Raw genomic sequence first — 26,947 nt, 5'->3', positions numbered from 1 at the left:
TTATATCATCATCAATCGCATCTGTCAACAACTTTTTTTCCGCCTTAATGATGATTGTTATTATGGGCTGTTTTTCAACAGCAAGAACTATAATACTACTTCAGATGATAAAAGTCAACGGTATATCAAAACAAAATTTAAAATTTAATGATGTTAAATCATTCCGGAACCTAATTGTTAAACAATTACTTCTCCATCCCATTTTTTCATACCGCCTTCCATGCTTGAGACATTGAAGCCATATTCATTAAGAAATGATGCTGCCGTCATACTCCTCCTGCCTGACCGACATACAAAAACATAATGCTTATCTTTATCCAGTACATTCGTTGAGTGTGGTATTTTATCAAGGGGAATATGCTTAGCGCCCTCTATCATCCCTTGGGCTACTTCCTCATCCTCGCGAACATCCACTACAACCATATTTTCATCTTCATTCATAAGTTTTTTTACTCTATCAGGTGTTACTTCATTAATATGATCCATATATCTTCCTCCTCTGCAAGTATTTTAACTATATTATCATAACGCCTGAAATGAATAGTGTGCAACTGTCCGACACAAAATAAAGCAAGCGATGATTTGAGGTGAAGTATTATGCGTAATATTATTCTGGTTGGTTTAATCACACTGTTGCTACCTGCCGCTATCGCAGCAGAGGAAAACGATGAACCAACTTCACATCAGCTAAATGACTATAACCATGAAGTGACAGGAGATACGACAGAAGAACTGGTGGAATTGAAGGGGAAACGGTTGGCATCCGACTCGAATTACTATGCCGAAATATGGGTGTCCGTTTCAAACAGTGACGAACAAGAATGGAAAATCCCATATGAAGGCGGGTACGATCCTGAGGTTCAATTTTTCGACCTGAATCATGATGGCGTAAATGACATGTTTTTCCAAAGCGCAGCAGGAGGAAGCGGCGGTTTTTACCATTCTCATTTACATACGCTGAAAAATGACCAGTTAAAGGAGATACCACTGCCGGAACAGGAGTTTATTAATGCTGATTTCAAAGATAATTTTAAAGTTGAAATTCAAATCGACCATGAGCAAAAACCGAGTATTGTCGATGTTAAGGATCGGTCTTCGGAATATGTTGAGTTAGGCATCTATGATGAGAGTGGTAAGCTTATTGAGAAAACCTCGCCGATGATTGCACCGATCGCATTTTATGAACCTGTTAAAATCAGTGAAGATAAAGGCTATGGACTGAAAAGCCGCCAGAAAATCAGTGGGGCGTACCGAGCAGACCAATTAGGGACTGTTGAAACATTGTGGTATTACGAAAAAGATGAATGGATTATCTTAAAAACAGAATGGGTCCCGTCACATTAGAGTGAAACGTATTCAGCGGGATGTTTTTCCCCACTATGCTAATTGAACAGAACCAGGCATCTACGGATAAACAAAAGGACCTCTGCCGTTAGATATGCAGAGATCCTTCCTCATTTAACAGTTAAGAAAGTAATGCAAGTTAGGCTTTCGACATTAAAGTTGGCGATAAGAAAGTTTTCAAATAAGCTCGCTTCGTAAACTTTGTTGCTTTTAACGCAGTTGATATAAACTACGACACAACCCAGAAGTTAGCGAGAATCTCTAACCACGCAGCTGGAATATACTCGCTTTCCGTGGGCTCACCAAGAGCCTCCTCGCTCGCAAAGAACGCTCGCTGTGGGGTCTCTTAGGCTCGCTGTCCCACAGGAGTCTCGCATATTCCAGCTGCTCGTTTTGATTAACAAGGAATACAGGTTTTTCCATCATAAACTATTTTGTTTTATCAAGATGTCTTGAACAGAATTTAGCGAAGGAAATACACGGAGACTCCTGCGGGAGCAGAGGCATAGGTGAGACCCCGCAGAACGGAGTTCGAGGAGGCTCACCAGCCGCCCGCGGAAAGCGTAGTGTATTTCCGAAGCGACGTTATTCCACTCAACCTTTACGTCGCAGTTTATAGTCTTTGTGTCAAAGTCAACAATTATTAGAAGCAACCTTCTAATAAGAACCTGAAACTTAGTTAGCTACAATATTCACCAGTTTTCCGGGAACCACGATTACTTTACGGACTGTTTTACCTTCAAGCAGTTCCTGAATGCGTTCATTTTCCATAGCCTGCTTTTCAAGTTCTTCTTTTGAAATGTCCTTGGCAACATTAAGCTTAGCACGAACCTTGCCCATGATTTGCACGACAATTTCCACTTCGTCTTCAACGAGTTTGGATTCGTCATATTCCGGCCACGTCGCATAAGTGATGGTACCCGTATGACCAAGCAGCTCCCACATTTCCTCTGATAAATGCGGCGCTACAGGGGAAAGCATTTTAACAAATCCTTCAATGTACGCCTTAGGTATTTCTTCTGCTTTATAGCATTCGTTAATGAACACCATTAATTGTGAAATGCCCGTATTAAAGTGCAGATTTTCAAAATCCTCGGTCACTTTTTTAACCGTTTCATGATAAACCTTTTCAAGCGGCGTTGCTTTTTGTGTGTCCACAATTTTCTCGGAAACTTTCCTTTGTTCATTCACAACCAGACGCCATACACGATCCAAAAAGCGACGTGCACCATCAAGCCCATTGGTCGACCAGGCGACAGCCGCATCAAGCGGTCCCATAAACATTTCATACAAACGCAGAGTGTCCGCCCCGTGTGTTCTCATGATATCGTCAGGATTGACAACATTCCCTTTTGATTTACTCATTTTTTCATTGCCTTCTCCAAGAATCATGCCCTGGTTAAATAGTTTCATGAATGGTTCTTTTGTTGGCACGATACCGATATCATACAAAAATTTATGCCAGAACCGCGCATACAATAAATGCAGAACGGCATGCTCGGCACCGCCAATATAGATGTCAACCGGAAGCCATTGTTTAAGCGCTTCTGGATCCGCCAGCTTATCAGGGTTATTTGGATCAACAAATCGCAAAAAGTACCAGCAGCTGCCGGCCCATTGCGGCATTGTATTCGTTTCCCGCCGGCCCTTCATACCAGTTTCCGGATCAGTTACATTAACCCAGTCACTGTTGGCAAGCGGTGATTCACCTGTCCCGGATGGTTTGATCTCATCCAACTCCGGCAGTTCAAGCGGTAGATTCTCTTCCGGAACAGCACTCATCGAACCGTCTTCCCAATGGATAATAGGTATGGGCTCACCCCAATAACGCTGTCTGGAGAAAAGCCAATCACGAAGGCGATACGTTACTTTGCCTGATCCCTTTCCGCTCTCCTCCAGCCATTCAATCATTTTGGCTATGGCTTCCTCTTTTTTCAGCCCGTTCAGAAAATCGGAATTAACATGTTCGCCGTCATCTACGTAGGCTTCTTTGGAAAGGTCCCCGCCTGAAACAACTTCTTTAATCGGTAATTTAAACTTTTGCGCGAATTCGTAGTCACGTTCATCATGTCCGGGAACTGCCATGATGGCCCCGCTCCCGTAGCTCATAAGGACATAGTCAGCGATCCAGATCGGCATTTTTTCATTGTTTGCCGGATTAATCGCATAAGCACCGGTGAATGCGCCTGTTTTTTCCTTTGCCAGATCTGTGCGTTCCAGATCCGATTTTGTTTCGATTTCCTTCCAGTAAGCATTAACTTTTTCCTGCTGTTCAGGTGTTACAATTTTTTCGATAAGTGGGTGCTCAGGCGCAAATACAGCATACGTTGCACCGAACAATGTATCCGGACGGGTTGTGAAGGCTGTGAATTCTTCATCATGCCCATCAATATCAAACGTTATTTCAGCACCTTCAGAGCGTCCGATCCAATTGCGCTGCATGTCTTTAATGCTTTCCGGCCAGTCAAGTTCCTCCAGATCTTCCAGAAGACGATCGGCGTACTCCGTAATCTTCAGTATCCATTGTTTCATCGGTTTCCGGACAACCGGATGACCGCCTCGCTCACTCTTGCCGTCAATCACTTCTTCATTTGCCAGAACAGTACCGAGGGCCGGACACCAGTTAACCGGAACTTCATCCATATAGGCAAGGCCTTTTTCATAAAGTTTCGTGAAAATCCACTGTGTCCACTTATAATAGTTCGGATCAGTTGTATTGATTTCACGATCCCAGTCGTAGGAGAAACCAAGTTCCTTAATTTGCCTTTTAAACGTGGCGATATTGTGTTCTGTAAATACAGCCGGACTGTTACCAGTATCGATTGCATATTGTTCCGCGGGCAACCCAAATGCATCCCATCCCATCGGATGCAGCACTTCATAGCCTTGCATCCGTTTCATTCGGGAAAAAATATCTGTTGCCGTATAACCTTCGGGGTGGCCGACATGCAGACCAGCTCCTGACGGGTACGGGAACATATCCAGCGCATATACTTTTTCTTTTTCCGAGAAGGTATCGGTTTTAAATGTTTTATGTTCAGCCCAATAGTTCTGCCATTTTTTCTCGATTTCCTGATGGTTAAAACTCATGCAAATTTCCTCCTATGTATTTGTAAGATCAAAGGTGTAAGCGCCTTTAAAGGTATAAACATATGACTGATGTATACAGTAACCAATTATAGCCTTTTTTTCGTGCTAAAAAAACTCCTCATCCCAAAAACAAGGGACGAGAAGTTTATCTCCCGCGGTACCACCCAAATTAACGCACTGCTTGCGCTCGCTTGTTTCCTTAACGCGGACTTAACGGCAAAGACTACTGACGTTCATCTCTGCAACTTTAAGGTGAGTTCACAAACTATCAGGGACAGTTTTCACCAGCCACTGCCTCGCTTTACCTGTGTAGTTTATTACTGATCCTTTTCATAGTCGTTCATTCTATATAGTTTGCAGTTTAACCAATGTAGTGGGGTTTGTCAAGATATGACAGCGCCCACCCTTTCCAATGTTTTGTCTTTCATGCTAAACTATTATGAAAGCTACTGCTTAATAAGGAGCACTGACACTCATGATAAAAGGAATCATACATTACTCACATCATTTGATGAAAGAAGCCGTGAGCCAAGGTGATACAGTTATTGACGCAACTTGCGGCAACGGGCATGACACACTTTTTCTCAGTCGGATCGTCGGTGAGGAGGGGCACGTATTCGGATTTGATATTCAAGAGGAGGCAATCGCCAATACCAAGTATCGCCTTGACCAGAACAACAGGAGAAACGCAACCGTTATAAAGGACAGCCACAGTAATTTTGTTCATCATATACCGGTGGATAAACTAACCAGATTGGGCGGAGCTATTTTTAACCTTGGCTATCTCCCGGGCAGCGATAAATCCGTCATTACCCGAAGCGAGACAACAATATTAGCTATTGAAGGCATCCTCTCACACCTCAAACAAAACGGCATTGTCGTCCTTGTGGTGTACCATGGCCATGAAGGCGGTGACCTGGAGCGCGAACAGCTGATGCGTTATGTACGGCTGCTGGATCAAAAACTTTACCACGTCCTCTACTATGGCTTTATCAATCAGAAGAATGATCCGCCGTTTATACTGGCCATTCAGAAAAAGAATTAGTATAAAAAGGACTATCTTAGCTCCCCAAAACCCGGATTCAAGCCCGGGTTTTTGTCATTTTATGATAAAGTTTTGTATTCCAATGAAAAAAACGTGCCTTGTACCCGCTTATCCGCAATAATACATTCGTAATGTCCGGTCCGTGTTCAAGTTCTTTCACTTTTGGGTCCCCGAGATATAGCCCGACAAGGCCATGATGAACCATTTCATGAAAGTGGCGGTCAGGCAGTTGCTGAACATGGAAGTCGGCCTGTTGAATAAAATAAATAAGACGTTTTTCCATAAGTCCCTTGCTGTTATAAAAATGACAGAAATTCAAATCACCCTCACGCCTGTCCTCTTTTTGATCAATATAATAATCCAGCAGTATATGTAATCCCTGCACAAACGGAAAATAGCTTTCTGTAATGTTATCTGCCAGCGCAGACGTCATTTTCCCGCCCAATGCGTATGAGACAAGGCAAAATATACCAAGTGTCGATCCTGCAGCCGCTGAATATTCATACCAATACAGCTGCGAGTCATCGGTTTTGGCCTCAAACCAGCTAACAAGCCTGGGGACCCGCTCTTCCAGCCTCACATGTTTATGTACCTGCAAGTCGCCATATAATTTTTCGAGTTCGTGCAAGTAATTCCGGATGATATCATAGCTATCCAACTGCCGCATCGCTTTTTGGCATGTCCGGACCAGATCAGCTAAATACTCTCCATCTGTCTGCTCTGTGCGCAATGCATAATAATGCTGAATCGGGTTTTCCCGGGTGAGAGCGTCGGACATAGCTTCATGGAGCAGCCGAAAGTCATCGGGATCAAGCGACGTGCTCCGGTCACACAGGTTGTCCAAATAGTCACTGATCGTCTGGTAAGCGACAATAAAACGGATTGCCTCCTTCCATCTGAAGCCTGCCAACAGGGCATACACCGCACCGCCCAAACAATGGAACCGTTTTAAGTTGATGCTTTCCAGTGCTTGGTGACGCAATTCTTCATCAGGTATTTCAGCGGCGCGCTTCTGCCAAAAGTCCAGCTCTGCATTAACTGCCGGAAAGATTTTACGGTAAACTGCCGCCATCAATGTTAATGGTGTTCTGGGTATGCTGTATGCCAACACCCATTCCTCCGATCATTCGATTCAAGTCAGAATAATTTGCTATACTGTATATATCACCATATTTTAAAGGGGGATTCAAATGATTCAGCCATATAGAAACAAACAGCCCGACATTCACCAGTCAGCATTTATCGCAGACGACGCAGACATTATTGGCGATGTGACCATCGGTGAACAATCCAGCATCTGGTTCAAAACCATCATCCGCGGAGATGTGGCACCGACAAGGATTGGTAAAGGTGTTAACATCCAGGATTTGTCCCTCGTTCATCAGAGCCCTGACTTGCCGGTAACGGTAGAAGACTATGTCACCGTCGGCCATCAGGTGACGCTGCACGCCTGTACCATCCGCCAACATGCTCTGATTGGCATGGGCTCTATCATTCTGGATGGTGCCGAAATCGGTGAGCATGCGTTTATCGGAGCTGGAAGTCTTGTACCGCCAGGCAAGAAAATCCCGCCGCGAACGCTTGCTTTAGGCAGGCCCGCCAAAGTGGTCAGGGAATTGAGCGACGAAGATTACCAGGAGATGGAACGTGTCTATAAAACATATGTGGAAAAAGGCCAATACTATAAAAAGAATCAATAACCGGGCCAATCCAGTTGTTCAATGATAGCCTTTAGTACAAAAAACAGGCGATAAAGGCACGGGCCAATATCGCCTGCTTTACTTCTATATAACTGGCTCAACCGCCAAATCAGGCTCGCTCAATTCGTTCATATCAAATTTCTTCTCCACAAATATCTGGTGCCACAGCATAAACATTAGAATCGTCCATATTTTACGGCTGTAGTCCCCTTTATCCTGACAGTGAGCTTCCAGTAAGTCGAGTACATACGACTTATACAGCAGATGATCAGTTTCACTTTCATGTATCAGCTGTTTTGCCCAGTCGTTCAGTTCGTTCTTCAGCCAATGACGAATCGGTACAGGGAATCCGAGTTTTTTTCGATCCAAAACATGGTCAGGGATTATCCCGCGAGAAGCTTCACGTAAAATACTTTTCGTTGTGCCATTGGCAATTGTCATATCAACCGGTATGCCGCTAGCCACCCGGAACACTTCCTTGTCCAGAAACGGCACACGCAGTTCAAGCGAGTTAGCCATCGTCATTCTATCCGCTTTTAACAAAATATCGCCGCGCAGCCATGTGTGAATATCAACATACTGCATCTGGCTGACAAGCGGATAATCGCCGACATAATCGAACAGCCCCTGCGTTATTTGCTGGTACCGCAACTCCTGTCTCCAATCTTTCAGCAGTCCTTCTTTTTCCGAGTCTTCAAATATTTTGGCATTCCCGATATAACGTTCACGCAATGGGGTTGTACCCCGTTCAAGAAAGCTTTTCCCGCGAACACCTTCAGGGATGACCTCGGCTACCCTTGCCAAAAGATCTTTCGCCGGCTCCGGAATCGACTGAAACATTCTTAGTGACTCTGGTTCACGATAGATGTTGTACCCCCCGAACAGCTCGTCCGAACCTTCGCCGGAAAGTGTGACGGTTACATGTTTGCGCGCCTCACGGGATACGAAATACAATGGAATGCACGCTGGATCTGCCAGAGGGTCGTCCAAATGCCACATGATTTTCGGCAGCTTCTCTACGAATTCCTGAGGCGAAATAACATATGATATATTCTCGACCCCCAGTCTAGCAGCAGATTCTTTGGCAACATCGACTTCCGAATAGCCCTCGCGTTCAAACCCGACCGAAAATGTCTTGATATTTGGATTGAACTCTTTAGCCATTGCGACGATAAGCGTCGAATCAATACCTCCGGATAAAAATGAACCGACCGGTACATCACTGCGCATGTGTACTTTAACTGAATCATACATGGCATCCTGAATGCGATTGATCCAATTTTGTTTTTCCATCAGTACCGGAGTGAACGTCGCATGCCAATAACGATGAAAGGAGATGGGCTGATCAGGTTTTTGTACAAAATAATGACCGGCTTCCACTTTTTTGATCCCTTTTGTCATCGTCAATGGCTCCGGAACATATTGAAAACTCAAGTAATGCTGCAGCGCCTCCAGGTCAACTACTTCATTCTCATCCATTAATGTCATACTCTTTTTCTCTGACGCAAACATTGTTCCGTCTTCTGTTTCCCGGTAAAATAATGGCTTAATGCCAAACGGATCACGGGCACCATACAATGTTTCCGCTTGTTTGTCCCACACTAGGATAGAGAACATGCCGCGCAAATATTGAAATGCTTCTTCTTTATGTTTTGCGAATAATGCAGCAATCACTTCCGTATCCGATTCTGTGGTAAAACTGAAGCCCTGCTCTATTAGATCGTTTCGCAGCTCAATATAATTATAGATTTCGCCATTAAAGATAAGCCAAATCTTATCATCATTATAACTTAACGGCTGTGAACCGCTGGTAATATCAATGATACTTAGCCGTCTGAATCCGAACGAAATATAATTGTCATGGTAATACCCTTCATCATCAGGCCCTCTATGAAACATCTCATTGTTTTGCTTTTTGAAATTGGTTTGCTGCTGATTATTTGGTGCCACGGGATTATTCCGCAGCATACCGATAAAACCACACATAATTCTTCCCCCTCTTTCTCTTTCGTACCTATTTGGAACGACTAAAAAATTATACCATAATTAAAGTAGGAAATAGATCGTTTGAACTGTTTTTTTAATAATTTATCACTTCTAGGTCTGTTATCAGAGATCGGCTTATCGCCAAGCATTAATGGCGAAAGCCTTAGTTGCACTTATGCAGTAAGAAAGAATGCATACTTTCTTAACCGCCAAAAAAGGCGCGGTTTTATCCGCACCTTTTCCCCCGATTACATATCATTTATTCTTTGCCAGTGCCTGCAGTTCTTCCAGCTTATCTGTCTTTTCCCACGGGAACAGCGTGTCCGTTCTGCCAAAATGACCGTATGCAGCGGTGTTCTTATAAATTGGCTTTTTCAGATCAAGCATCCGGATAATACCGGCCGGCCGAAGATCAAACACTTTACGGATCGCCTGCACAAGTTCTTCCTCACCGACCGCACCTGTACCGAATGTATCAACGGAAATCGATACCGGTTCTGCAACACCAATTGCGTAGGCAAGCTGGACTTCACACGTTTTGGCAAGTTCAGCAGCCACAATATTTTTGGCAACATAGCGTGCCGCATAGGCAGCCGAGCGATCGACTTTTGTATAATCCTTACCACTGAACGCACCGCCGCCGTGCCGGGCATAACCTCCATATGTGTCAACAATAATCTTTCTCCCGGTCAAGCCGGCATCTCCCTGTGGACCGCCAATGACAAATCTGCCTGTCGGATTAATGATGTATTTCGTGGTTTCATCCAGGAGCTTCGATGGAACAATCGGGCGGATAACATGCTCAATCAAATCTTTCTCAATCTGTTCTGCCGATATATCCTGGTGATGCTGGGATGAGATAACGATCGTATCAACCCGTACCGGGATATCATGTTCATCATATTCAACGGTGACTTGTGTTTTTCCATCAGGACGCAAGTAATCCAGGACATCCTCTTTCCGTATATGTGTAAGCTGCCTCGCCAATTTATGTGCCAATGAAATCGGCAGTGGCATCAGTTCCTCTGTTTCGTTGCAGGCAAAACCGAACATCAACCCCTGGTCGCCTGCACCAATTGAAGCAATTTCTTCGTCGCTCATTTTTCCTTGACGTGCTTCCAGTGCGTTATCAACTCCGCCAGCAATGTCAGGTGACTGTTCATCAATTGCCGTAAGCACGGCACATGTTTCAGCGTCAAACCCGTACTTTGCCCGGGTATAACCGATGTCTTTAATGGTCTGTCTGACAATCGCTGGAATATCCACATATGTCGTTGTTGTGATTTCCCCTGATACAAGTACCATCCCTGTTGTCACGGTTGTTTCGCACGCCACCCTTGCGTTTGGATCTTTTGCTAATATTTCGTCCAGTATCGCATCTGAAATCTGATCACAAATTTTATCAGGATGACCTTCCGTCACCGATTCAGATGTGAACAAACGATTGTTTACAGCCATGTGGCCATATCCTCCCTTAAGTCTTTGGTACGGAACTCTTTTCAGTGTATTATTACAATATCATTTGAATCCTAAAAACAAAAAAAACCTTCCCTGCATCATGAGGAAAGGAACTTGAGGCCTTTCGCTCTTATTGTTCAAGGATTGATCCTTGCACCAGATTAGCACCTTGTCACATTGCGTGATGGTTGCCGGGCTTCAACGGGTCTGTCCCTCCACCAACTCTGAATAAGAGAATATCCGCTCGCACATAATGGTATCGAAAAGCATATGCGATGTCAACTTTTTGCGACGGCGTACAACATTCACACGGAACTTTCATATAATTAATTACAAAAATAGTATGGACTAATTTGCGAAATGTGTTACACTAATATCAAATTAAGTCATCAAGTCGAGTTTTGATTGAATTTACTAAAAGGCAGGTATCAAAAATGAAAACAGAAGAAGATGCACTTGTAACGAAAGAATTGCTGACTCATTCTAATATACAGACGAACCTTGCAGTCCCGCAATTGGTCGAGAAAATCCTTGAACGGGACGAAGCGATCTTAAGTGCAACGGGTGCAGTCTGCGCCTCAACAGGTATGTATACCGGCCGTTCTCCAAAGGACAAATTCATTGTACGGGACGATGTTTCTGAAGACTTTATTGACTGGGGCGACGTCAACCGCCCTATCGATGAAGAATCATTTGATAATCTTTTGAAAAAGGTTACCGCTTATATACACAACAAGCAAGAGCTGTTTCATTTTAGAGGATTTGCCGGTGCTGATCCGAAACATCGCCTGCCGATTGAAGTGATCAATGAATATGCATGGCACAATTTATTTGCGCGTCAGCTGTTTGTCACACCGACAGATGAAGAGCTGAATGCCCATCAATCCGAGTTTACCGTTATATCTGCTCCAACATACAAAGCGAATCCGGCAGTGGATGGTACAAATTCCGAAACATTTATCCTTATTTCGTTTAAGAAACGGATCGTCCTGATCGGCGGAACCGAATATGCCGGTGAAATCAAAAAATCGATTTTTTCCGTCATGAACTATATTTTGCCGCAAAACGATATTTTGTCAATGCACTGCTCGGCAAATGTCGGTCCGGAAGGTGATGTTGCGTTATTCTTCGGGCTTTCCGGCACAGGCAAAACAACCCTTTCCGCTGATCCTTACCGGCGTCTGATAGGGGACGATGAGCATGGATGGAGTTCAAACGGGATCTTCAATATTGAGGGCGGATGCTATGCCAAATGTATCAATCTGTCACAGAAAAAAGAACCGCAGATTTACAATGCAATCCGTTTCGGCTCTGTACTGGAAAACGTCATCCTTGATGAATCATCCCGTGAACCGGACTATGATGACACGTCATTGACAGAAAACACGCGTGCAGCTTATCCGCTCGAAAATATCGATAATATCGTGTCGCCAAGTATCGCAGGCCATCCGAATACGATTATTTTCCTGACAGCTGATGCATCCGGTACACTGCCGCCAATCAGCAGACTGACCAAAGAGCAGGCAATGTATCACTTCCTGAGCGGCTATACGAGCAAACTTGCTGGTACGGAACGCGGCGTTACACAGCCGCAAGCAACTTTTTCAGCCTGTTTCGGCTCGCCATTTCTGCCGCTGGCACCGGCAAAATACGCTGAAATGCTCGGTGATAAAATCGACCAGTACAATTCCAGCGTGTTCCTGGTGAATACCGGATGGACCGGTGGTTCGTATGGTGCCGGAGAGCGCATTAAGCTTTCTTATACCCGTGCCATGGTCCATGCTGCACTGGAAGGTGAGCTGAATAACATCGAAACCGTTACGGATGATATTTTTGGACTTGAAGCACCAATGCATGTTCCGGGAGTGCCGGATGACGTGCTAGTACCGAGGAATACTTGGGCTGATAAAAACGCGTATGATGCTGAAGCAAAGGGTTTGGCGATGAAATTCCATGACAACTTCAGTAAATTCACTAAGGTAACTGAAGAAATCCGCAATGCAGGCCCGGTTTATAAGGGCTGAAGAAAAACAGTTTCCTCATCCCAAAAGGATTTAACATATGAAGGAAATATAGGCAGTTTCTTGCTGGCAGCCGGTCTCATTATGTGAGGCCGGATTTTTTATGTCGTTCCCGTTTTATTTCACCGGCTTCCCTTCTCACCTGCTTAATTGTAGGCATTCACACATTTTACCTAGACGCATAAACTATGATGACATAACACCATTATTATGTGAAAGGGACGAATATCGATGAAAAAGCGTTCAATGATTGCGTTATTTTCTTGTCTGTTGCTTATCGTTGCATCAGCTTGCGGCTCTGGCGGCGAGGCATCGAACATAAAAATAGCTGAGGTGACACGTTCAATCTTTTATGCGCCGCAGTACGTTGCTATAGAAAAAGGTTTTTTTGAAGAAGAAGGAATCAACATTGAACTCCAGACAACATGGGGCGGCGACAAAACCATGACGGCACTGCTGTCGGATGGGGCTGATGTTGCACTTGTAGGGTCAGAAACATCCATTTATGTTCATGCACAGGGATCAAAAGACAAAATTATTAACTTTGCCCAGTTAACCCAGACAGACGGAACTTTTCTTGTCGCCAAGGAACCGAAGCCCGATTTTGAATGGGAAGATCTTAAAAACAGTACATTTCTCGGACAGCGTGTCGGTGGCATGCCACAGATGGTTGGGGAATATGTTCTGAAACAGCATGGCATTGACCCACATGCCGATTTAAATTTGATTCAAAATGTTGATTACGCCAATATACCAGGTGCCTTTGCTTCAGGCGACGCCGAATATGTTCAGCTGTTTGAACCAACGGCAAGTACATTCGAAAAAGAAGGAAAAGGCCATATAATTGCCTCGTTCGGTAAGGAATCGGGCCACGTTCCATATACAACATTTATGACCAAAGAAAGCTTTATGAACGATAATCCTGAAACAGCAAAACGTTTTACAAAAGCGGTTCATAAAGCACAAAAATGGGTTCAGGAAAACAGTGCAAAAGACATTGCTGAGGTAATACAGCCTTATTTCAAAGACACGGAACTGGATATGCTCGCAACCTCCATTGAGCGCTATAAAAACCAGGGATCATTCGCAACAGATCCAATACTCGACAAGGAGGAATGGAATAACCTGAGAAACATTATGGATGAAGCCGGCGAATTACCGGCGGATGTTCCATATGACGATCTTGTCAACACTAAAATTGCTGAGGAAGTCATTGGCAACTAAGGAGGCGTCACGTATGTCATTTCTTACCTTGGAGCATGTATCACACCATTATTTCTCCAAAAAGAATTATACAAAGGCACTCGACAACATTTCCTTCTCAATAAAAGAAGGTGAGTTCGTTGCGCTCCTGGGTCCGAGCGGGTGCGGCAAATCGACGATACTTTCCATCATCGCAGGCATTGTGAATCATACCGCAGGCAACATTTATGTCAATAAACAGCCATTACATGAAGCTGAACTGGATATCGGGTATATGTTGCAGCAAGATTACCTATTCCCGTGGAAATCGATTATCGATAATGTCCTGATCGGACCCAAAATCAGTCATGATCAGAGCAAAGAAACAAAGGAAAATGCAGCGGATTTGCTGACTCAAGTGGGATTGTCCGGTATCAGCGAAGACTATCCGGATTCACTTTCCGGCGGGATGCGTCAGCGAGTTGCACTTGTGCGGACCTTAATCACTAATCCCAAAATATTACTTCTGGATGAACCTTTCTCAGCTTTGGACTATCAAACCAAACTAAAGCTGGAAGATCTCGTCTGGGATCTGCTCCGTTTATACAGTAAAACATCGATTCTTGTGACACACGATATCGGTGAAGCGATCGCGATGAGTGACCGTATTCTGTTGATGGACGCAAACCCGGGCTCAATTGCTAAAACATTTGAAGTACCCGTAGAACTGCGTCATGAGAAACCCTTTTTAGTGCGCCGGCACCCAAAATACCAAATTTTATTCGATAGAGTCTGGGAAGAATTAAACAAAAATGAACCGAACGCGGCGCAATCCAAGGTGGTGGAATCGCCAAATGGAACATGAATCAGATCAGCAGCTGTTTGAAAACTATCAGTACAATTTAAAACGCGAGAAAAAGTTTGTTCTAAGCTGGCAGATTGTTATTTTAGTTGCGTTTTTCGGTTTCTGGGAATTGGCCAGCAGCATGTATTGGATCGATCCTTTAATATTCAGCTCGCCTTCTGAAATCGTCTATGTGCTGTTAGAAAAATTTTCAGATGGATCAATGTTTACCCATCTCCAGGTGACACTGCTAGAAACGGTCTTAGGATTTCTGATCGGTACTATTCTGGGGATTGTCATGGCAACTGTCTTATGGTCGTCAGAGCGGTTCTCTAACATTATGGACCCTTATCTGGTCGTCATGAACGCCATGCCTAAAGTTGCATTGGGACCGATTATCATTGTTGCCATGGGACCAGGTTATTTAGCGATTATTACAATGGGTGCAATCATTTCTGTCGTTATTACGACACTTGTGGTCTATTCCGCATTCAGGGAGGTCGACCCAAACTATGTGAAGGTATTGAAAAGCTTCAAAGCAACGCGCGGTCAGATTTTTAAGGAAGCTGTCTTCCCTGCTACCATTCCAGCTATGATTTCAACGCTAAAAGTCAACGTGGGGCTGTCCTGGGTAGGCGTCGTCGTTGGGGAATTTCTCGTGTCCAAAGAAGGGCTTGGCTATTTAATCGTTTATGGCTTCCAGGTGTTTGACTTCTCACTTGTTATGTCCAGTTTAATTCTCATCGCCATTTTTGCAGCAGTGATGTACAAAATCGTCGAGCGGATTGAAACATTCCTGATTAAACACAGCAGGTAATCTTAAGCATATAAGGCCATATGGCTACAGCCTTCACAATATAACGCTGTGAACAATGTTGGTGTATCGTTTAACGATCGCTCCGGAAAAATACTCCGCTTTCCGGGGGCGGCTGATGAGCCTCCTCGTGCCTTCGCACTGCGGGGTCTCATCTAGGCCTCTGCTCCCCAGGAGTCTCCGCATTTTTCCTTCGCTGGTTTATGCCAAAACCCATTTTTCTTCGTCTTAAATACCTTTGTCCCACCCTCATTCCTTTCCTATAAATTTCATACAATGCTCCAGCACATCATCCTTCATAATGAAACTATATTTCATATTCCGCTTAACGTTGACAGGAAGGCGCGCGAGCTGAATCGGCCCTTCAGTTTCATAATATGTTTCCTGTGCAGTCAGTTTGTCTATCTCCGCAAAGTACACATTTTTTATAATTGTACCGCCTTTACCGGCGACACTATATTGCGCGACATACCGAATGGATTCAACTGTTCCCCCGGTTTCTTCCATCACTTCCCGAACCCCCGCCTCTTTTGCGGTTTCATTTCTTTCTACCTTGCCACCTGGGAACTCGAGTCCGCGTTCCTTATGCTTCGTCAACAGCCACTTATTTTGATAGCGGCATATGACCCATACATGTTTCGGGTCCCGGGAAAATGGATGATCGTCAAATGATAGTGTTACTTCATTGTGATAAAAATCTGTAAATCGATACATATTTTCAACTGCTTTCATATTTTCGGTCGCTTTATTTATGATTGATATCTGATATTCTCCATTGATTATTTTTCCATGTGAATTCAATGTTTACTGTGTAGATTCCATACAAGTCTGACTTATTCTCCTGGGTAACAACTGCCGTATTGTTATCCTGTCTAATCATATCATAAGCATTATTTTCTTGAAACCATGGAGGTGTCTCAGTCGGTTTAATATATAAGCCATCTGAGTGTTCTATAAAATAATAATTGACATACTCTGAAGCCACTTCTCTTGATGTAATTTCTTCAAATTCATTCAATAGTGCATTTTTTGTATTATAATGAATCACTTTATTGTTATTATTTGTCTCCTGTGACAGTTTCTCCATAAACGCACCTGTCAGACTAATAATTTGATCGTGGGATAGTTCCTGTTTAACAACTGCCTTGTCAGATCCTCCTTTTGATTGTGATGCTTTCGACAGTTCATGACTTTGAGATGACTTATTGGCTGACACGGTCTGCTGTGTTGTTGGGGACATGACAACGGCCAGGGTAAGAATCATGGCAATCCCGGTAACTAAGCTTATACACCTGATGCCGTTATTGTTTAACATATGTTTAACTCCTCTCAATTTAATCGATAAACGGTTATGGTATATTATTCCTCTCTTGCTCCCCCGGCTAAACTTAAAAAAACAGGAATAAGATTAGTTTCTTATCCCTGTTTTAATTCATAGACGATCATCCGTTAATATCCCTATGTCCTCAATATGCTGTTTGGTTTCGTCGTCTCCGAGATCATAAATCAATTGAAAAGCTTCTGTTACACCGGCATCATAATCATCATTTGCCCTATCATTATGATATGGCATGATTGGTACATGAGCACGGAAAAAAGCACGCATATCCGAGTCATGCATTCCATCCAGTTTGCCCCTCAGTGTCCGAATCTCGTCGTCATTCGCATAAATAATAAATTCATCATTATTGTCAAACTTAGTCTGTGAAATTTCTTGACTTCCTATATTGACATAATATTTATTTTTCAATATCAAGCACCTCCCGCTTTTAATTTGCCTCAAACGGGGGGATAATATAAGTTAATCCCGCCGATCAGCTCAGACCAGCGGGAATCATTCAATTGGCAGCAGTCTGCTGAAGACCGGCCTTATCCGCAAATATGCAGCGTCCCCTTCCATGCGGGATACACATAGGTGTTCCGAACATGGGATCAAATGTTACATCACACTTCATTTGAAATACTTCATGTACCAGCTTGCACGTTACAATTTCCTCCGGCCGTCCCTGGGCAAAGATATCTTTATCCTTGATTGCAACAATGTGATGTGCATACCGGCAGGCCAGATTTAAATCATGCAATACCATGACAACCGTACGTCCGTCTTTTTCATTCAAATCAAATAACAGGTCAAGGACATCAATCTGGTGTGTCATATCCAGATAAGTCGTCGGTTCATCTAGCAAGATAGTGTCCGTTTCCTGGGCAAGCGTCATAGCAATCCATGCACGCTGGCGCTGCCCTCCTGATAACGAATCAACCGGGCGATCCTTATATTCCAGCATATTCGTGGCATCGAGCGCATTGTGAACAGCGTTTTCATCTTCTTTTGACCATTGCTTCAAAAAGCCGCGATAGGGGTGTCTTCCCTGCTTAACCAGTTCCATAACACTCAGGCCATCAGGTGTTGCCGGACCTTGCGGTAAAATGGAAAGCTCTTTTGCCACATCTTTTGTGCCCATTTTAGCAATATTTTCCCCGTCAAGCACAACACCTCCGCCTTTTGGCTTCAGCAAGCGAGCCAATGAACGAAGCAACGTGGATTTTCCACAACCATTACTGCCGATTAAAACGGTGATTTCACCTTTGGGAATAGTAATATTTAAATCATCGATTATTATGTCGTCACCATATCCGAGTGTCAAGTCCTTCGCTGATAACGTCTGCATCGGAACCTCTCCCTATGTCGTACATAATCTTACCTTAATATATCACATGCAGGTTATAAACGCATATGCTAAATTTATATGTTCTAATTACAGTTTATTTGGTTTTAGTCTGTAAGTCAATGACTTTGAAAATCATTATCAGTAAGATAACTCTGTAATTTGTGTCGTACTAACTTATTTGAGGCGTTCCGCGGCAAACAATCCAAAAAATAAATTTCCTTTGGCACTTTATAGCCAGCAAGATATCTTTCGGCGAAGGCCAAGATCTCATCCGGGGGAACAGCCGGATCCTCTGCTGCAATGAAAGCTACCGGGATTTGCCCCCATTTCTCATCCGACCTCCCAATAACACCGACTTCACGAATGCCTTCCATCGCTGATAACGTCTTTTCAATTTCCGTTGGGTAAATATTCTCACCACCGGAAATAATCAAATCCTTGCGCCGGTCCACGACATACAGGAAACCTTCCCAGTCGGTATAGCCGAGATCTCCAGTGGCTAGCCATCCGTCTTCAATTGATTTTTTGGTGGCCTGCTCATTATTGAAGTATCCTTTAGTGACCATGGGCCCTTTAACATAAATTTCGCCTACTTGGCCGTCCGGAGCATTTATTTTTAGTTGAGCAGGAAATAGCGGTTTCCCTGATGAGCCGATTTTTTCCAGTGCTTTCCCAGGGCTAAGTGTTACAATTTGTGACGATGTTTCCGTCATGCCATATGACTGGAAAACGGGCACTTGACGGGCTTTTGCTTTCTCGAGCAAAGATTCCGGTGCAGGTCCGCCGCCCAGAAGCAGACATCTAAGAGTATCAGGATAACGGTTATCTCCCAGCTGATTGATAAGATCTCTGACCATCATCGTGACAACAGAAGCGATGGTGACACCTTTTTTCATAAGTGCCTCATGGAATTGTTGTTTATCGTACTTTTCCAGCATGTAAACCGGGATTCCGTAAATGACACTCCGCAGCAAAATCGATAAGCCACTGACATGGAACATCGGGACTGCAGCAAGCCATTTATCCTGCTTGCTGAGACCAAGGTTCAGCACTGAGCCTGTAGCACTCCACCAGTGGTTGCCGTATGTATGGACAACACCTTTTGGAAAACCGGTTGTACCTGATGTGTAAATAATCGTGAACATCGCGTCGAGATTTATCTCCGAGCATAGCTCACCCTCTTGTTCCTGTAGTTCCCTGACGTCAGAAAAGAACACTGTGTTTGAATCAAGCTTCCTGTCGTCATTCTGTGCCAGCACGAGTCCAACCCCGGCATCGTTAAGCTGATAATTCAATTCCTGTTTCGTCAGGCGGATGTTAAGCATAACCGCCACAGCTTCAAGATAGGTTAACGCATGTATGGCAATTACCATATCGATGTGATTCGCTGATAGAATCCCAACCTTTGAACCTTTCCGGACCTCCAGTCTTCGTAACTTTCGGGCGAATGACTGGCTTTTTTCTTTCAGTTCCCGAAATGTATATTTTGTTCCATCCGTCAGTTCGACAGCTGTTTGTTCTGGTGCAAGATCAGCCTGCTTTGTCAGCCAGTGTGGAATGATTTCGGCCATAACTACTACCTGCTTTCGTGATTAAAATGTTTAAGTGAAACTTCAATCAGTGGGACATTTTTCCCCACTTATTGTTAGTTAAACAGTATCGGGCATTTTGGATTACTACTATCCTTTTTGATCTACATTTCAATGCCCTCTGACTGCGATTCGCATACGAAAAACCTTTGCCTGTTTGCAGCAAAGGTTTTTTCAAATGATGTATTACGGAAAGCGCGGGAACTGTTTGAAGTCCGGTTTCCGTTTTTCTTTAAATGCGTCGCGGCCTTCTTTTGCTTCATCGGTTGTATAGTAAAGCAGTGTTGCGTCGCCGCCCATTTGCTGCAGTCCGGCAAGCCCATCTGTGTCCGCGTTGAACGATGCTTTCAGGAAACGGAGAGCAGTTGGTGATTTTTCCAGCATTTCTTCACACCACTGCAATGTTTCTTCTTCCAGTTTTTCAAGCGGTACAACCGTATTGACCAGCCCCATTTCATATGCTTCTTGGGCGCTGTATTGGCGGCAGAGATACCAGATTTCCCGGGCACGTTTATGGCCGACCATGCGTGCCAACATGCCAGCGCCGTATCCTGCATCAAAACTTCCCACTTTCGGACCGGTCTGACCGAAGATGGCGTTATCAGCAGCAATCGTCAGGTCGCAAACGACATGCAGTACATGCCCTCCGCCGATTGCATAGCCGGAAACCATTGCTACAACAGGCTTCGGAATTGTGCGCATCAGACGCTGCAGATCAAGAACATTTAAGCGTGGCACTTGATCGTCGCCAACGTACCCGCCATGTCCTCTGACAGATTGGTCTCCGCCTGAACAAAACGCTTTGTCCCCTGCACCAGCCAGAATAATGACACCAATTGAGGAATCGTCACGTGCATCCGCGAATGCATCAATCATTTCATTGACGGTAAGCGGGGTGAATGCATTGCGCTTTTCCGGACGATTCATCGTCACCTTTGCAATACCATTGGATTTCTCATAAATTATTTCTTCGTACTTTTTCGCTTCTTCCCATTGTACAGTCATACTTTTTCCTCCTTTAATTAATGATCTTTTTAGAGAGATTTTAAAAATCCAATTACTATTTTACCAAAAATCGACGGCTGTTCCACGTGAATTGCATGTCCCGCATTTTTAACGGTTTTGTGTTGGGCTGATGGTATAAGTTTCGCCATTGTTTGATTGATATCAATAAATTTTTTGTCGTACTCTCCGGTCAAGAGCAAAACTGGAACGTAAAGATTTGGAAGTCTCCCCTTCCATGAAGGCTGTGATCCCGTCCCCATAAAGCGAAGCGACTGGGCAAGCCCTTCCGGTGATTGTGACAGGCGCTCACAACGAATTCTTTCACGAACGGCATCGGGCAATTGTTTTTGCGACTCAAATAGCGGAAGATCGTCCCAATAATCAACAAACGCTTTAATGCTGCCGGATTTAATTGACTGAGCCAATTTCTCATCCCGCTGACGACGGTTTTCACGTTCATGTTCATCATTTAGACCCGGCGAGGCGCTTTCCAATGTCAGCGACTTTACGCGTTCGGGGTAAAGCATCACAAATGAAAGTGCAGTGCGCCCTCCCAGGGAATAGCCGATAAGGTGCACTTTCTCCAGATGCAAATCATCCAGCAATACGGTTAAATCCCGGCAAAAGCCTTCCATGTTCTTAGCAGGGCCCATCTTTGTTCTGCCGTGACCGGGCAAATCAATTGTGAGCGTCTGATAATCAGGCATCCACCTAGAGGTAATTTCCTTCCATGTTTCATTCGTACCGGTGAAGCCATGCAAGAGCACAACCGGATTCCCTTGGCCATTCAGTTCATACCAGTACTTCGTGTCATTTACTGTCAAATACATATGGTCATCCCTTTGAGCATTTCTTACTTGCTTAAGTGACGTCTCACGTTAGATGCGGGCTCGCATTGATCCCTCGATTTGCCGCCATTTAGCACGATGCCAATTCAAATTTGCTGCCCGGTCTGTTTTAACCTCAACAACTGATAAGCCGTCATATTCATAACTGCTTTCCAGCGCCTGTTTTAGCTCAGCTTCATTTGCCGGCTGCTGATAGGTTCCGCCGTACATATTGACAGCCTGTTCAAATTCTATGTCAAGCGGTGTTCCGAATAACGCTTCAAAATGTGCCTCATGCTTGACTTGCGGCAGGAACGAAAAGATACCCCCGCCATTATTGTTCACGACCAAAATCGTAATATTTAATCCGTAGTGTTTGGCAGCCAAGAGTCCATTCATGTCATGAAAAAAGGACAAATCACCGAGCAATAGTGTAACCGGAGCACCAATAGATGCCGCTCCCATTCCGCTGGAAATCATACCATCAATACCGTTGGCGCCCCGGTTTGACAGCACTTCAATTGACTTTGGAGTGGTCATAAAAAATGTATCCAAATCTCTGACAGCCATACTGTTGCCGACATAGATACCGCTATTGTCAGGAATAACCTCCATTAGCGAGCGAACAGCCTCACCTTCCGTGACGCCATTTTCATCATCAGATTCCAGCAAGAAATCCTTTGCGGTCTGATTCATGTTCTGCCATGTTTGCAGCCACTTCGCATCAGATGAATCTCGGTCAGCCAGATTCATCAAATCTTTACAGAGTAACGCCGCATCCGCATAGATCATTTCTGTTTTATTACCAGCAGGCTCGCGGTATCCAGCCGTATTTTCAACCACGAACTGTGGAATGCTGTTATGTTCTTTGACATAAAAAAGATACGGCTTGGAAACCGGCATCGCTCCAAATCGAATGATAAAATCAGGCTTCAGCTTTTCCCTGATGGACTCACTTCGTAAAATGGCATCGTAGCCTTCGATGACGACATCCTTATGATGCTCCCCAGCTCTTACCTGTGATAGCGGATCTGCGAGAATCGGTATCTGCCATGCCGCCGCAAGTTCGCTCACCGCCGCGGGTAATGCCTGGTCGGTTTGCGGCCCGCAGACAATCAGTCCTTTATGAAATGATTGCAGTTTGCTGCGGAGGTTCTCAAGCTGATCCCGGTCGAGTTTTCGTTTCCCTTCAGTTTTAGTATAAAACGGTTCAGGGCTTCGTTCTCCCCATAGATTCTCCAAGGATAAATCAGGGATAAGCGGTTCGCGGAAAGGAAAATTCAAGTGGACCGGTCCCGGATTGCCTTCATTAGCGGTATTAACCGCTCTTGAGGCTTTTCCCCGGGCGTAAGCGAGCATCTTTTCGTCAGCTTCCGGCAGTGCCATTTCGTGAAACCATTTGGCATAATCACCATACATTTTAACTTGATCGATTGCCTGCGGTGCTCCTGTATCCCGCAGCTCGTGAGGCCGGTCAGCCGTCAGCACAACCAGTGGAACCCGGCTATAATATGCTTCAATAATCGCCGGGAAATAATTGGCAGCTGCAGTTCCTGATGAACATACAATGGCAACAGCATGATGTCGCTTTTTCGCCATGCCCAACGCAAAAAAAGCCGCCGAGCGCTCGTCAATGACAACCCACTGTTTTAAGCCGGGGTGTTCAGCTATTGTCATCGCCAGCGGGGTAGAACGGGACCCAGGCGAAATCACGACATCACTTAGCCCGCTTTGGACAAGCCCGTCAACAAAATTTGCCGTATAGCGTGTCAGTTCCTCTGTATGATTCATTGTTTCATCCTCCCAACACAGACAGCATCGGTGTGAATTTAATGTTAGTTTCTTCGTATTCTGCTTCCGGATCTGAGTCCCTTACGATGCCGCAACCGGCAAATAATGATGCCTGATCACCCTGAATCAGACCTGATCGGATAGCCACCGCGAATTCGCCGCTGGCATTACTGTCAAGCCAGCCGACTGGCGCACCATACCAGCCGCGATCTAAACGTTCCTGATTGCGGATAAATTCGAGTGATTTTTCCCGTGGAACACCACCAAGTGCAGGCGTCGGATGCAACTTACCAATTATATCAAAAATACTGTACCCTTCCTTCAGCGTTGCTTTAACAGGTGTATACAAATGCTGGAGGTTTTTCAAAGGATAGATAACCGGCTTATCCGGAACGTCTACAGCGCGGCAATAACGTTCCATTGACTGTCTGATCATTTTAACAACAAAATCATGTTCACTTCGGTTTTTCTCATCATGCAGCAAAGAATTGCCGATTTTGGCATCTTCTTTTTGTGTCTTCCCGCGTGGAGCGGTACCGGCAAGACAAGTGGACAAAACCTCATTCTTATCCTGTCTGACCAGCCGTTCAGGGGACGATCCAACAAAGCAGTCCCCGTCACGTTCGAACGCAAACACATAACTATTTGTCTGGGTTTCGATCAAATTGCCCAGCACGGGGGTTATTTGCGCGTTGTCTGACAGTTTCACAAGGAGTTCCCGCGCCAACACAATTTTATCTACGTCACTTTGCTTTATATAGTCAGTAGCAAATTTAACGGTTTGTTTCCACTCTTCAGGGGCAATGTCCTCTGTTGATTCAACACCGGTTCCTCCGGGGATGTATACTGAATCGTCACATAGTGTGTTTTCCATCCGTTTTATCCGACTGGCCAATTGACCCGAATGATCATTTTCTCTTACGCGGGTATTTATAGTTAAATAACAACTGTCTTCGTCCTTCGTTAATATAAATTCCGGGATAATAAATGACAGATGGCTGAAATTTTTCCATTGATCGGTTTTGTGTGCTGCCGGGTCAAATGACATGCCGCCAAGCGTAAGCAGTCCTGTGCCAGGTGTCTCATATGGATTATGAATGATTGATGCAGCAAGCAATTCCTGCCAATTTTGTTCCATTTGTTCAATCGTATTGGCTTTGGCTGCCAAATCATATGAATTGCCGGCACCAACAATGTAAAATGCTTCAGCTGTCGTTGACCAAAACGTGCGGTTCATCGAAAGCTGTCCAGCCGCTTCAAAGAAACGGAGCGGATCAATATCATTTATCTTTTTTGTCATACTCAGCAAAGGTGATGACTGATTGTTTTTTGCTTCATTTATAGCTCTGTCAAGCATTGATTTAAGGGATGTTTCTTTTACCTCTATCATCTATATTAACCTCCGTACCATTCTTCCCTTACAAAGTGTCACATCTATTTTATTCTTTTTTAACACGTTCCTCAAGAAAATCCATTCAAACGTCTCTGTTGAAGATTTTCCCGATTGACACCCCCTATGGAATTGCCTAAACTTATAGTGACACTTATAAAGGAGAGGGAAACTTTGAGTACCACAACATCCATAAAAGAAGAACTCAATGAAAAAAGCGGTTTCCAGATCTGGTGGCGGCTTTTGCGGCCGCACACGCTGACTGCTTCCTTCATTCCGGTATTTGTAGGAACAATGTTCGCGCTCACCAGTCATAACATAAATCTATTATTGTTTTTAGCTATGCTGCTGGCTTCTATTCTGATCCAATCAGCGACAAACATGTTCAATGAATACTATGATTTTGTCCGCGGACTGGACAATGAGCAGTCCGTCGGTATTGGCGGAACAATTGTCCGTGATGGCATTTCACCCAAAAAAGTTTTGGGACTGGCACTCTCATTCTTCGGGATTGCCATTCTGCTTGGTGTGTACATCTGCATGGAATCAAGCTGGTGGATTGCTGTGATTGGTTTAATCTGCATGCTTTTTGGTTATTTGTATACTGGAGGGCCTTTTCCGATAGCCTATACACCATTCGGAGAACTATTTTCCGGTTTCTTTATGGGAACGGTCATTATCGGCATCAGTTACTATATTCAAACAGAAGCACTGACAGCACCTGTCATTTGGATGTCCATCCCGGTTTCTATTTTTATTGGCGCCATCATGCTGTCCAATAATATCCGTGATCTGGATGGCGATAAAGAAAACGGACGAAAAACAGTTGCCATCCTCCTCGGCAGAAAAAATGCTGTACGATTCCTGGCATCAATGTTTATCATTGCCTATTTATTAACTGCAACATACATTTTTACAGGCGTTTTACCTATATGGTCCGTACTGGTATTTTTGAGCATCAAAAAAGCCGCTGATGTCATTAGAAAATTCCGGGGAAAAACAAAACCTTTGGAAATGATGCCCGCCATGGCTGCAACAGGCAAAACCAACACATTATATGGATTACTGCTTGGCGTTTCACTTTTGGTCAGCAACTTTTTCTGATTGAAGGAGATGACAATGTTTGGACTTTGAAAACACGTTAATGGAAACACTTGGAATTGAAACCGTATCACTTGAAGAAGATCAGGTTGTCATGACCATGCCGGTTGATAAACGCACACATCAGCTGGTTGGCTTTTTGCACGGCGGCGCAAACGTCGCTTTGGCAGAAACAGCTGCCAGTATTGGCGCATTTTTAAATGTTGATCAGGAAAAATTCATTGTATTTGGCATGGAAATTAACGCCAATCACATCAAAAGCAAGCGCGACGGCTCCGTGACAGCAACTGCAAAGCCTGTCCACAAAGGCAGTACGACCATGGTATGGAATATCAGTATAACTGATGAACAGAATAATCTGTTATGCACCTCTCGCTGTACAATTGGCATTGTTCCTAAGGATAGAAAGGAGTAATATAATGATAAATGCGGAAAAACAAGAACATTTTAAAGACCTGCTGCTGAAAATGAAAAAAGATCTGGAATCGAAAATAGCGACAGAAGCAGAATCGAGCCCAAATGATGCGACCGGCGATCTGGCCGATTATGATAACCACCCAGGCGATATGGGGACTGAGCAATTCGAACAAGAGAAAGAAGCCGGGCTGAACAGAGTTAGAACCGACCAGCTTGAAGAAATTAATGCCGCACTTGAACGCATTAAGAATGGCACATTTGGAATAAGCGAAAAATCCGGGAAACCAATACCTGAAGAGCGACTTGAAGCAGAACCAACAGCAAAGTACCGCGTCGACGAACAATAACGAAGTGACTGTCGTATAGGTATTCTTTTTTTGGCAGTTAAGAAAGTATAAATACTTTCTTACTGAATAAATGCATCTAAGTCTTTCGCCATAATGCTTCGCAATAGCCAATTTTTCTAATATTAATCTCCTTCAGTGCATCTTGTGTTCTTAAATCAGTGCAGTTGATATAAATTGCGACACAAACCAGAAGTTAGCGAGAATCTCTAACGACGCAGCTGGAATATACTCGCTTTCCGCGGGCTCACCACAAGCCTCCTCGCTCGCATAGAACGCTCGCTGTGGGGTCTCTTAGGCTCGCTATCCCACAGGAGTCTCGCATATTCC

The 26,947-nt window shown here is 44.3% G+C and carries 24 protein-coding genes, 1 riboswitch and 1 other annotated feature; of the genes, 10 read left to right on the top strand and 14 right to left on the bottom strand.

Going from position 1 to position 26,947, the window contains the following annotated elements:
• Positions 1-177 precede the first annotated feature (177 nt).
• Positions 178-486: a rhodanese-like domain-containing protein gene (locus ON01_RS17555; protein WP_010532330.1), complete on the bottom strand. Its 309-nt coding sequence runs from the start codon at positions 484-486 to the stop codon at positions 178-180.
• A gap of 111 nt (positions 487-597) precedes the next feature.
• Here ON01_RS17555 and ON01_RS17550 point away from each other — a divergent pair, with 111 nt between their 5' ends.
• Positions 598-1,344 carry a hypothetical protein gene (locus ON01_RS17550; RefSeq protein WP_010532329.1) on the top strand — a complete coding sequence of 249 codons (747 nt, stop codon included), beginning with the start codon at positions 598-600 and terminating at the stop codon, positions 1,342-1,344.
• A gap of 675 nt (positions 1,345-2,019) precedes the next feature.
• On the opposite strand, the gene leuS is transcribed toward ON01_RS17550, so the two are convergent.
• Positions 2,020-4,434 (bottom strand): leucine--tRNA ligase, encoded by a 2,415-nt coding sequence (gene leuS / locus ON01_RS17545; protein WP_010532328.1) that lies wholly within the window; start codon positions 4,432-4,434, stop codon positions 2,020-2,022.
• A gap of 129 nt (positions 4,435-4,563) precedes the next feature.
• Positions 4,564-4,777 (bottom strand) — a binding site (T-box leader).
• Between the two features lie 132 nt (positions 4,778-4,909).
• Between leuS and mnmM the strand changes: the two genes are divergently transcribed.
• On the top strand, positions 4,910-5,479 hold the full coding sequence (mnmM, locus tag ON01_RS17540; RefSeq protein WP_010532327.1) for a tRNA 5-(aminomethyl)-2-thiouridylate-methyltransferase MnmM: 570 nt from the start codon (positions 4,910-4,912) through the stop codon (positions 5,477-5,479).
• A gap of 37 nt (positions 5,480-5,516) precedes the next feature.
• Here the strand turns inward: mnmM and ON01_RS17535 are convergent, their stop codons facing one another.
• Positions 5,517-6,587: a tetraprenyl-beta-curcumene synthase family protein gene (locus ON01_RS17535; protein ID WP_010532326.1), complete on the bottom strand. Its 1,071-nt coding sequence runs from the start codon at positions 6,585-6,587 to the stop codon at positions 5,517-5,519.
• A gap of 82 nt (positions 6,588-6,669) precedes the next feature.
• Between ON01_RS17535 and ON01_RS17530 the strand changes: the two genes are divergently transcribed.
• Entirely contained in the window at positions 6,670-7,179 is a 510-nt protein-coding gene (locus tag ON01_RS17530) for a gamma carbonic anhydrase (RefSeq protein WP_010532325.1), read from the top strand.
• 84 nt (positions 7,180-7,263) lie between these two features.
• Here the strand turns inward: ON01_RS17530 and asnB are convergent, their stop codons facing one another.
• Together asnB and metK are read right to left on the bottom strand one after the other, a co-directional pair.
• Positions 7,264-9,165 carry an asparagine synthase (glutamine-hydrolyzing) gene (gene asnB / locus ON01_RS17525; protein WP_010532324.1) on the bottom strand — a complete coding sequence of 634 codons (1,902 nt, stop codon included), beginning with the start codon at positions 9,163-9,165 and terminating at the stop codon, positions 7,264-7,266.
• Between the two features lie 255 nt (positions 9,166-9,420).
• Positions 9,421-10,623: a methionine adenosyltransferase gene (metK, locus tag ON01_RS17520; protein ID WP_010532323.1), complete on the bottom strand. Its 1,203-nt coding sequence runs from the start codon at positions 10,621-10,623 to the stop codon at positions 9,421-9,423.
• 127 nt (positions 10,624-10,750) lie between these two features.
• Positions 10,751-10,858: riboswitch (SAM riboswitch) on the bottom strand.
• A 199-nt stretch (positions 10,859-11,057) separates the two neighbouring features.
• Here metK and pckA point away from each other — a divergent pair.
• From pckA to ON01_RS17500, 4 genes are all read left to right on the top strand, one after another.
• On the top strand, positions 11,058-12,647 hold the full coding sequence (gene pckA, locus ON01_RS17515) for a phosphoenolpyruvate carboxykinase (ATP) (protein WP_010532322.1): 1,590 nt from the start codon (positions 11,058-11,060) through the stop codon (positions 12,645-12,647).
• Between the two features lie 228 nt (positions 12,648-12,875).
• Entirely contained in the window at positions 12,876-13,868 is a 993-nt protein-coding gene (locus tag ON01_RS17510; protein ID WP_010532321.1) for an ABC transporter substrate-binding protein, read from the top strand.
• Positions 13,869-13,881: 13 nt separating this feature from the next.
• Complete coding sequence (locus tag ON01_RS17505; RefSeq protein ID WP_010532320.1) at positions 13,882-14,691, top strand: ABC transporter ATP-binding protein; 810 nt, start codon at positions 13,882-13,884, stop codon at positions 14,689-14,691.
• The gene (locus ON01_RS17500; protein ID WP_010532319.1) at positions 14,681-15,487 is read left to right on the top strand and encodes an ABC transporter permease; all 807 of its coding nucleotides are present in this window, start codon (positions 14,681-14,683) and stop codon (positions 15,485-15,487) included. The genes ON01_RS17505 and ON01_RS17500 overlap by 11 nt, the downstream gene beginning before the upstream one ends.
• Before the next feature lie 246 nt (positions 15,488-15,733).
• Here the strand turns inward: ON01_RS17500 and ytkD are convergent, their stop codons facing one another.
• From ytkD to ON01_RS17455, 9 genes are all read right to left on the bottom strand, one after another.
• On the bottom strand, positions 15,734-16,198 hold the full coding sequence (gene ytkD, locus ON01_RS17495; RefSeq protein WP_029329186.1) for an RNA deprotection pyrophosphohydrolase: 465 nt from the start codon (positions 16,196-16,198) through the stop codon (positions 15,734-15,736).
• 31 nt (positions 16,199-16,229) lie between these two features.
• Positions 16,230-16,799 carry a hypothetical protein gene (locus tag ON01_RS18640; protein WP_010532317.1) on the bottom strand — a complete coding sequence of 190 codons (570 nt, stop codon included), beginning with the start codon at positions 16,797-16,799 and terminating at the stop codon, positions 16,230-16,232.
• A 117-nt stretch (positions 16,800-16,916) separates the two neighbouring features.
• Positions 16,917-17,234 carry a hypothetical protein gene (locus ON01_RS17485; RefSeq protein ID WP_010532316.1) on the bottom strand — a complete coding sequence of 106 codons (318 nt, stop codon included), beginning with the start codon at positions 17,232-17,234 and terminating at the stop codon, positions 16,917-16,919.
• An 88-nt stretch (positions 17,235-17,322) separates the two neighbouring features.
• Positions 17,323-18,153: an ABC transporter ATP-binding protein gene (locus tag ON01_RS17480; RefSeq protein WP_010532315.1), complete on the bottom strand. Its 831-nt coding sequence runs from the start codon at positions 18,151-18,153 to the stop codon at positions 17,323-17,325.
• A gap of 116 nt (positions 18,154-18,269) precedes the next feature.
• Positions 18,270-19,724 carry an o-succinylbenzoate--CoA ligase gene (locus ON01_RS17475; protein ID WP_010532314.1) on the bottom strand — a complete coding sequence of 485 codons (1,455 nt, stop codon included), beginning with the start codon at positions 19,722-19,724 and terminating at the stop codon, positions 18,270-18,272.
• A gap of 204 nt (positions 19,725-19,928) precedes the next feature.
• A complete protein-coding gene (menB, locus tag ON01_RS17470) occupies positions 19,929-20,747 on the bottom strand; it encodes a 1,4-dihydroxy-2-naphthoyl-CoA synthase (RefSeq protein WP_010532313.1) in 819 nt (272 codons plus the stop codon).
• Between the two features lie 29 nt (positions 20,748-20,776).
• On the bottom strand, positions 20,777-21,577 hold the full coding sequence (menH, locus tag ON01_RS17465; RefSeq protein ID WP_010532312.1) for a 2-succinyl-6-hydroxy-2,4-cyclohexadiene-1-carboxylate synthase: 801 nt from the start codon (positions 21,575-21,577) through the stop codon (positions 20,777-20,779).
• Positions 21,578-21,625: 48 nt separating this feature from the next.
• On the bottom strand, positions 21,626-23,365 hold the full coding sequence (gene menD, locus ON01_RS17460) for a 2-succinyl-5-enolpyruvyl-6-hydroxy-3-cyclohexene-1-carboxylic-acid synthase (protein WP_010532311.1): 1,740 nt from the start codon (positions 23,363-23,365) through the stop codon (positions 21,626-21,628).
• 4 nt (positions 23,366-23,369) lie between these two features.
• The gene (locus tag ON01_RS17455; protein ID WP_010532310.1) at positions 23,370-24,755 is read right to left on the bottom strand and encodes an isochorismate synthase; all 1,386 of its coding nucleotides are present in this window, start codon (positions 24,753-24,755) and stop codon (positions 23,370-23,372) included.
• A 174-nt stretch (positions 24,756-24,929) separates the two neighbouring features.
• Between ON01_RS17455 and ON01_RS17450 the strand changes: the two genes are divergently transcribed.
• From ON01_RS17450 to ON01_RS17440, 3 genes are read left to right on the top strand one after another with little or no spacing between them, the layout of a single operon-like run.
• Positions 24,930-25,859: a 1,4-dihydroxy-2-naphthoate polyprenyltransferase gene (locus ON01_RS17450; protein WP_010532309.1), complete on the top strand. Its 930-nt coding sequence runs from the start codon at positions 24,930-24,932 to the stop codon at positions 25,857-25,859.
• A gap of 40 nt (positions 25,860-25,899) precedes the next feature.
• Positions 25,900-26,271, top strand: coding sequence for a hotdog fold thioesterase (locus ON01_RS17445; protein ID WP_040912602.1), 372 nt, complete (start codon positions 25,900-25,902; stop codon positions 26,269-26,271).
• 4 nt (positions 26,272-26,275) lie between these two features.
• Positions 26,276-26,620: a TraR/DksA C4-type zinc finger protein gene (locus tag ON01_RS17440; protein ID WP_010532307.1), complete on the top strand. Its 345-nt coding sequence runs from the start codon at positions 26,276-26,278 to the stop codon at positions 26,618-26,620.
• Positions 26,621-26,947: the final 327 nt, after the last annotated feature.

This window comes from Lentibacillus jeotgali (genome assembly GCF_000224785.1).
GTDB classification, from domain to species: Bacteria; Bacillota; Bacilli; order Bacillales; family Amphibacillaceae; genus Lentibacillus; species Lentibacillus jeotgali.
The sequence above is the reverse complement of the archived record's forward strand: the minus strand, read 5'-3'. Positions and strand labels throughout refer to the sequence as shown.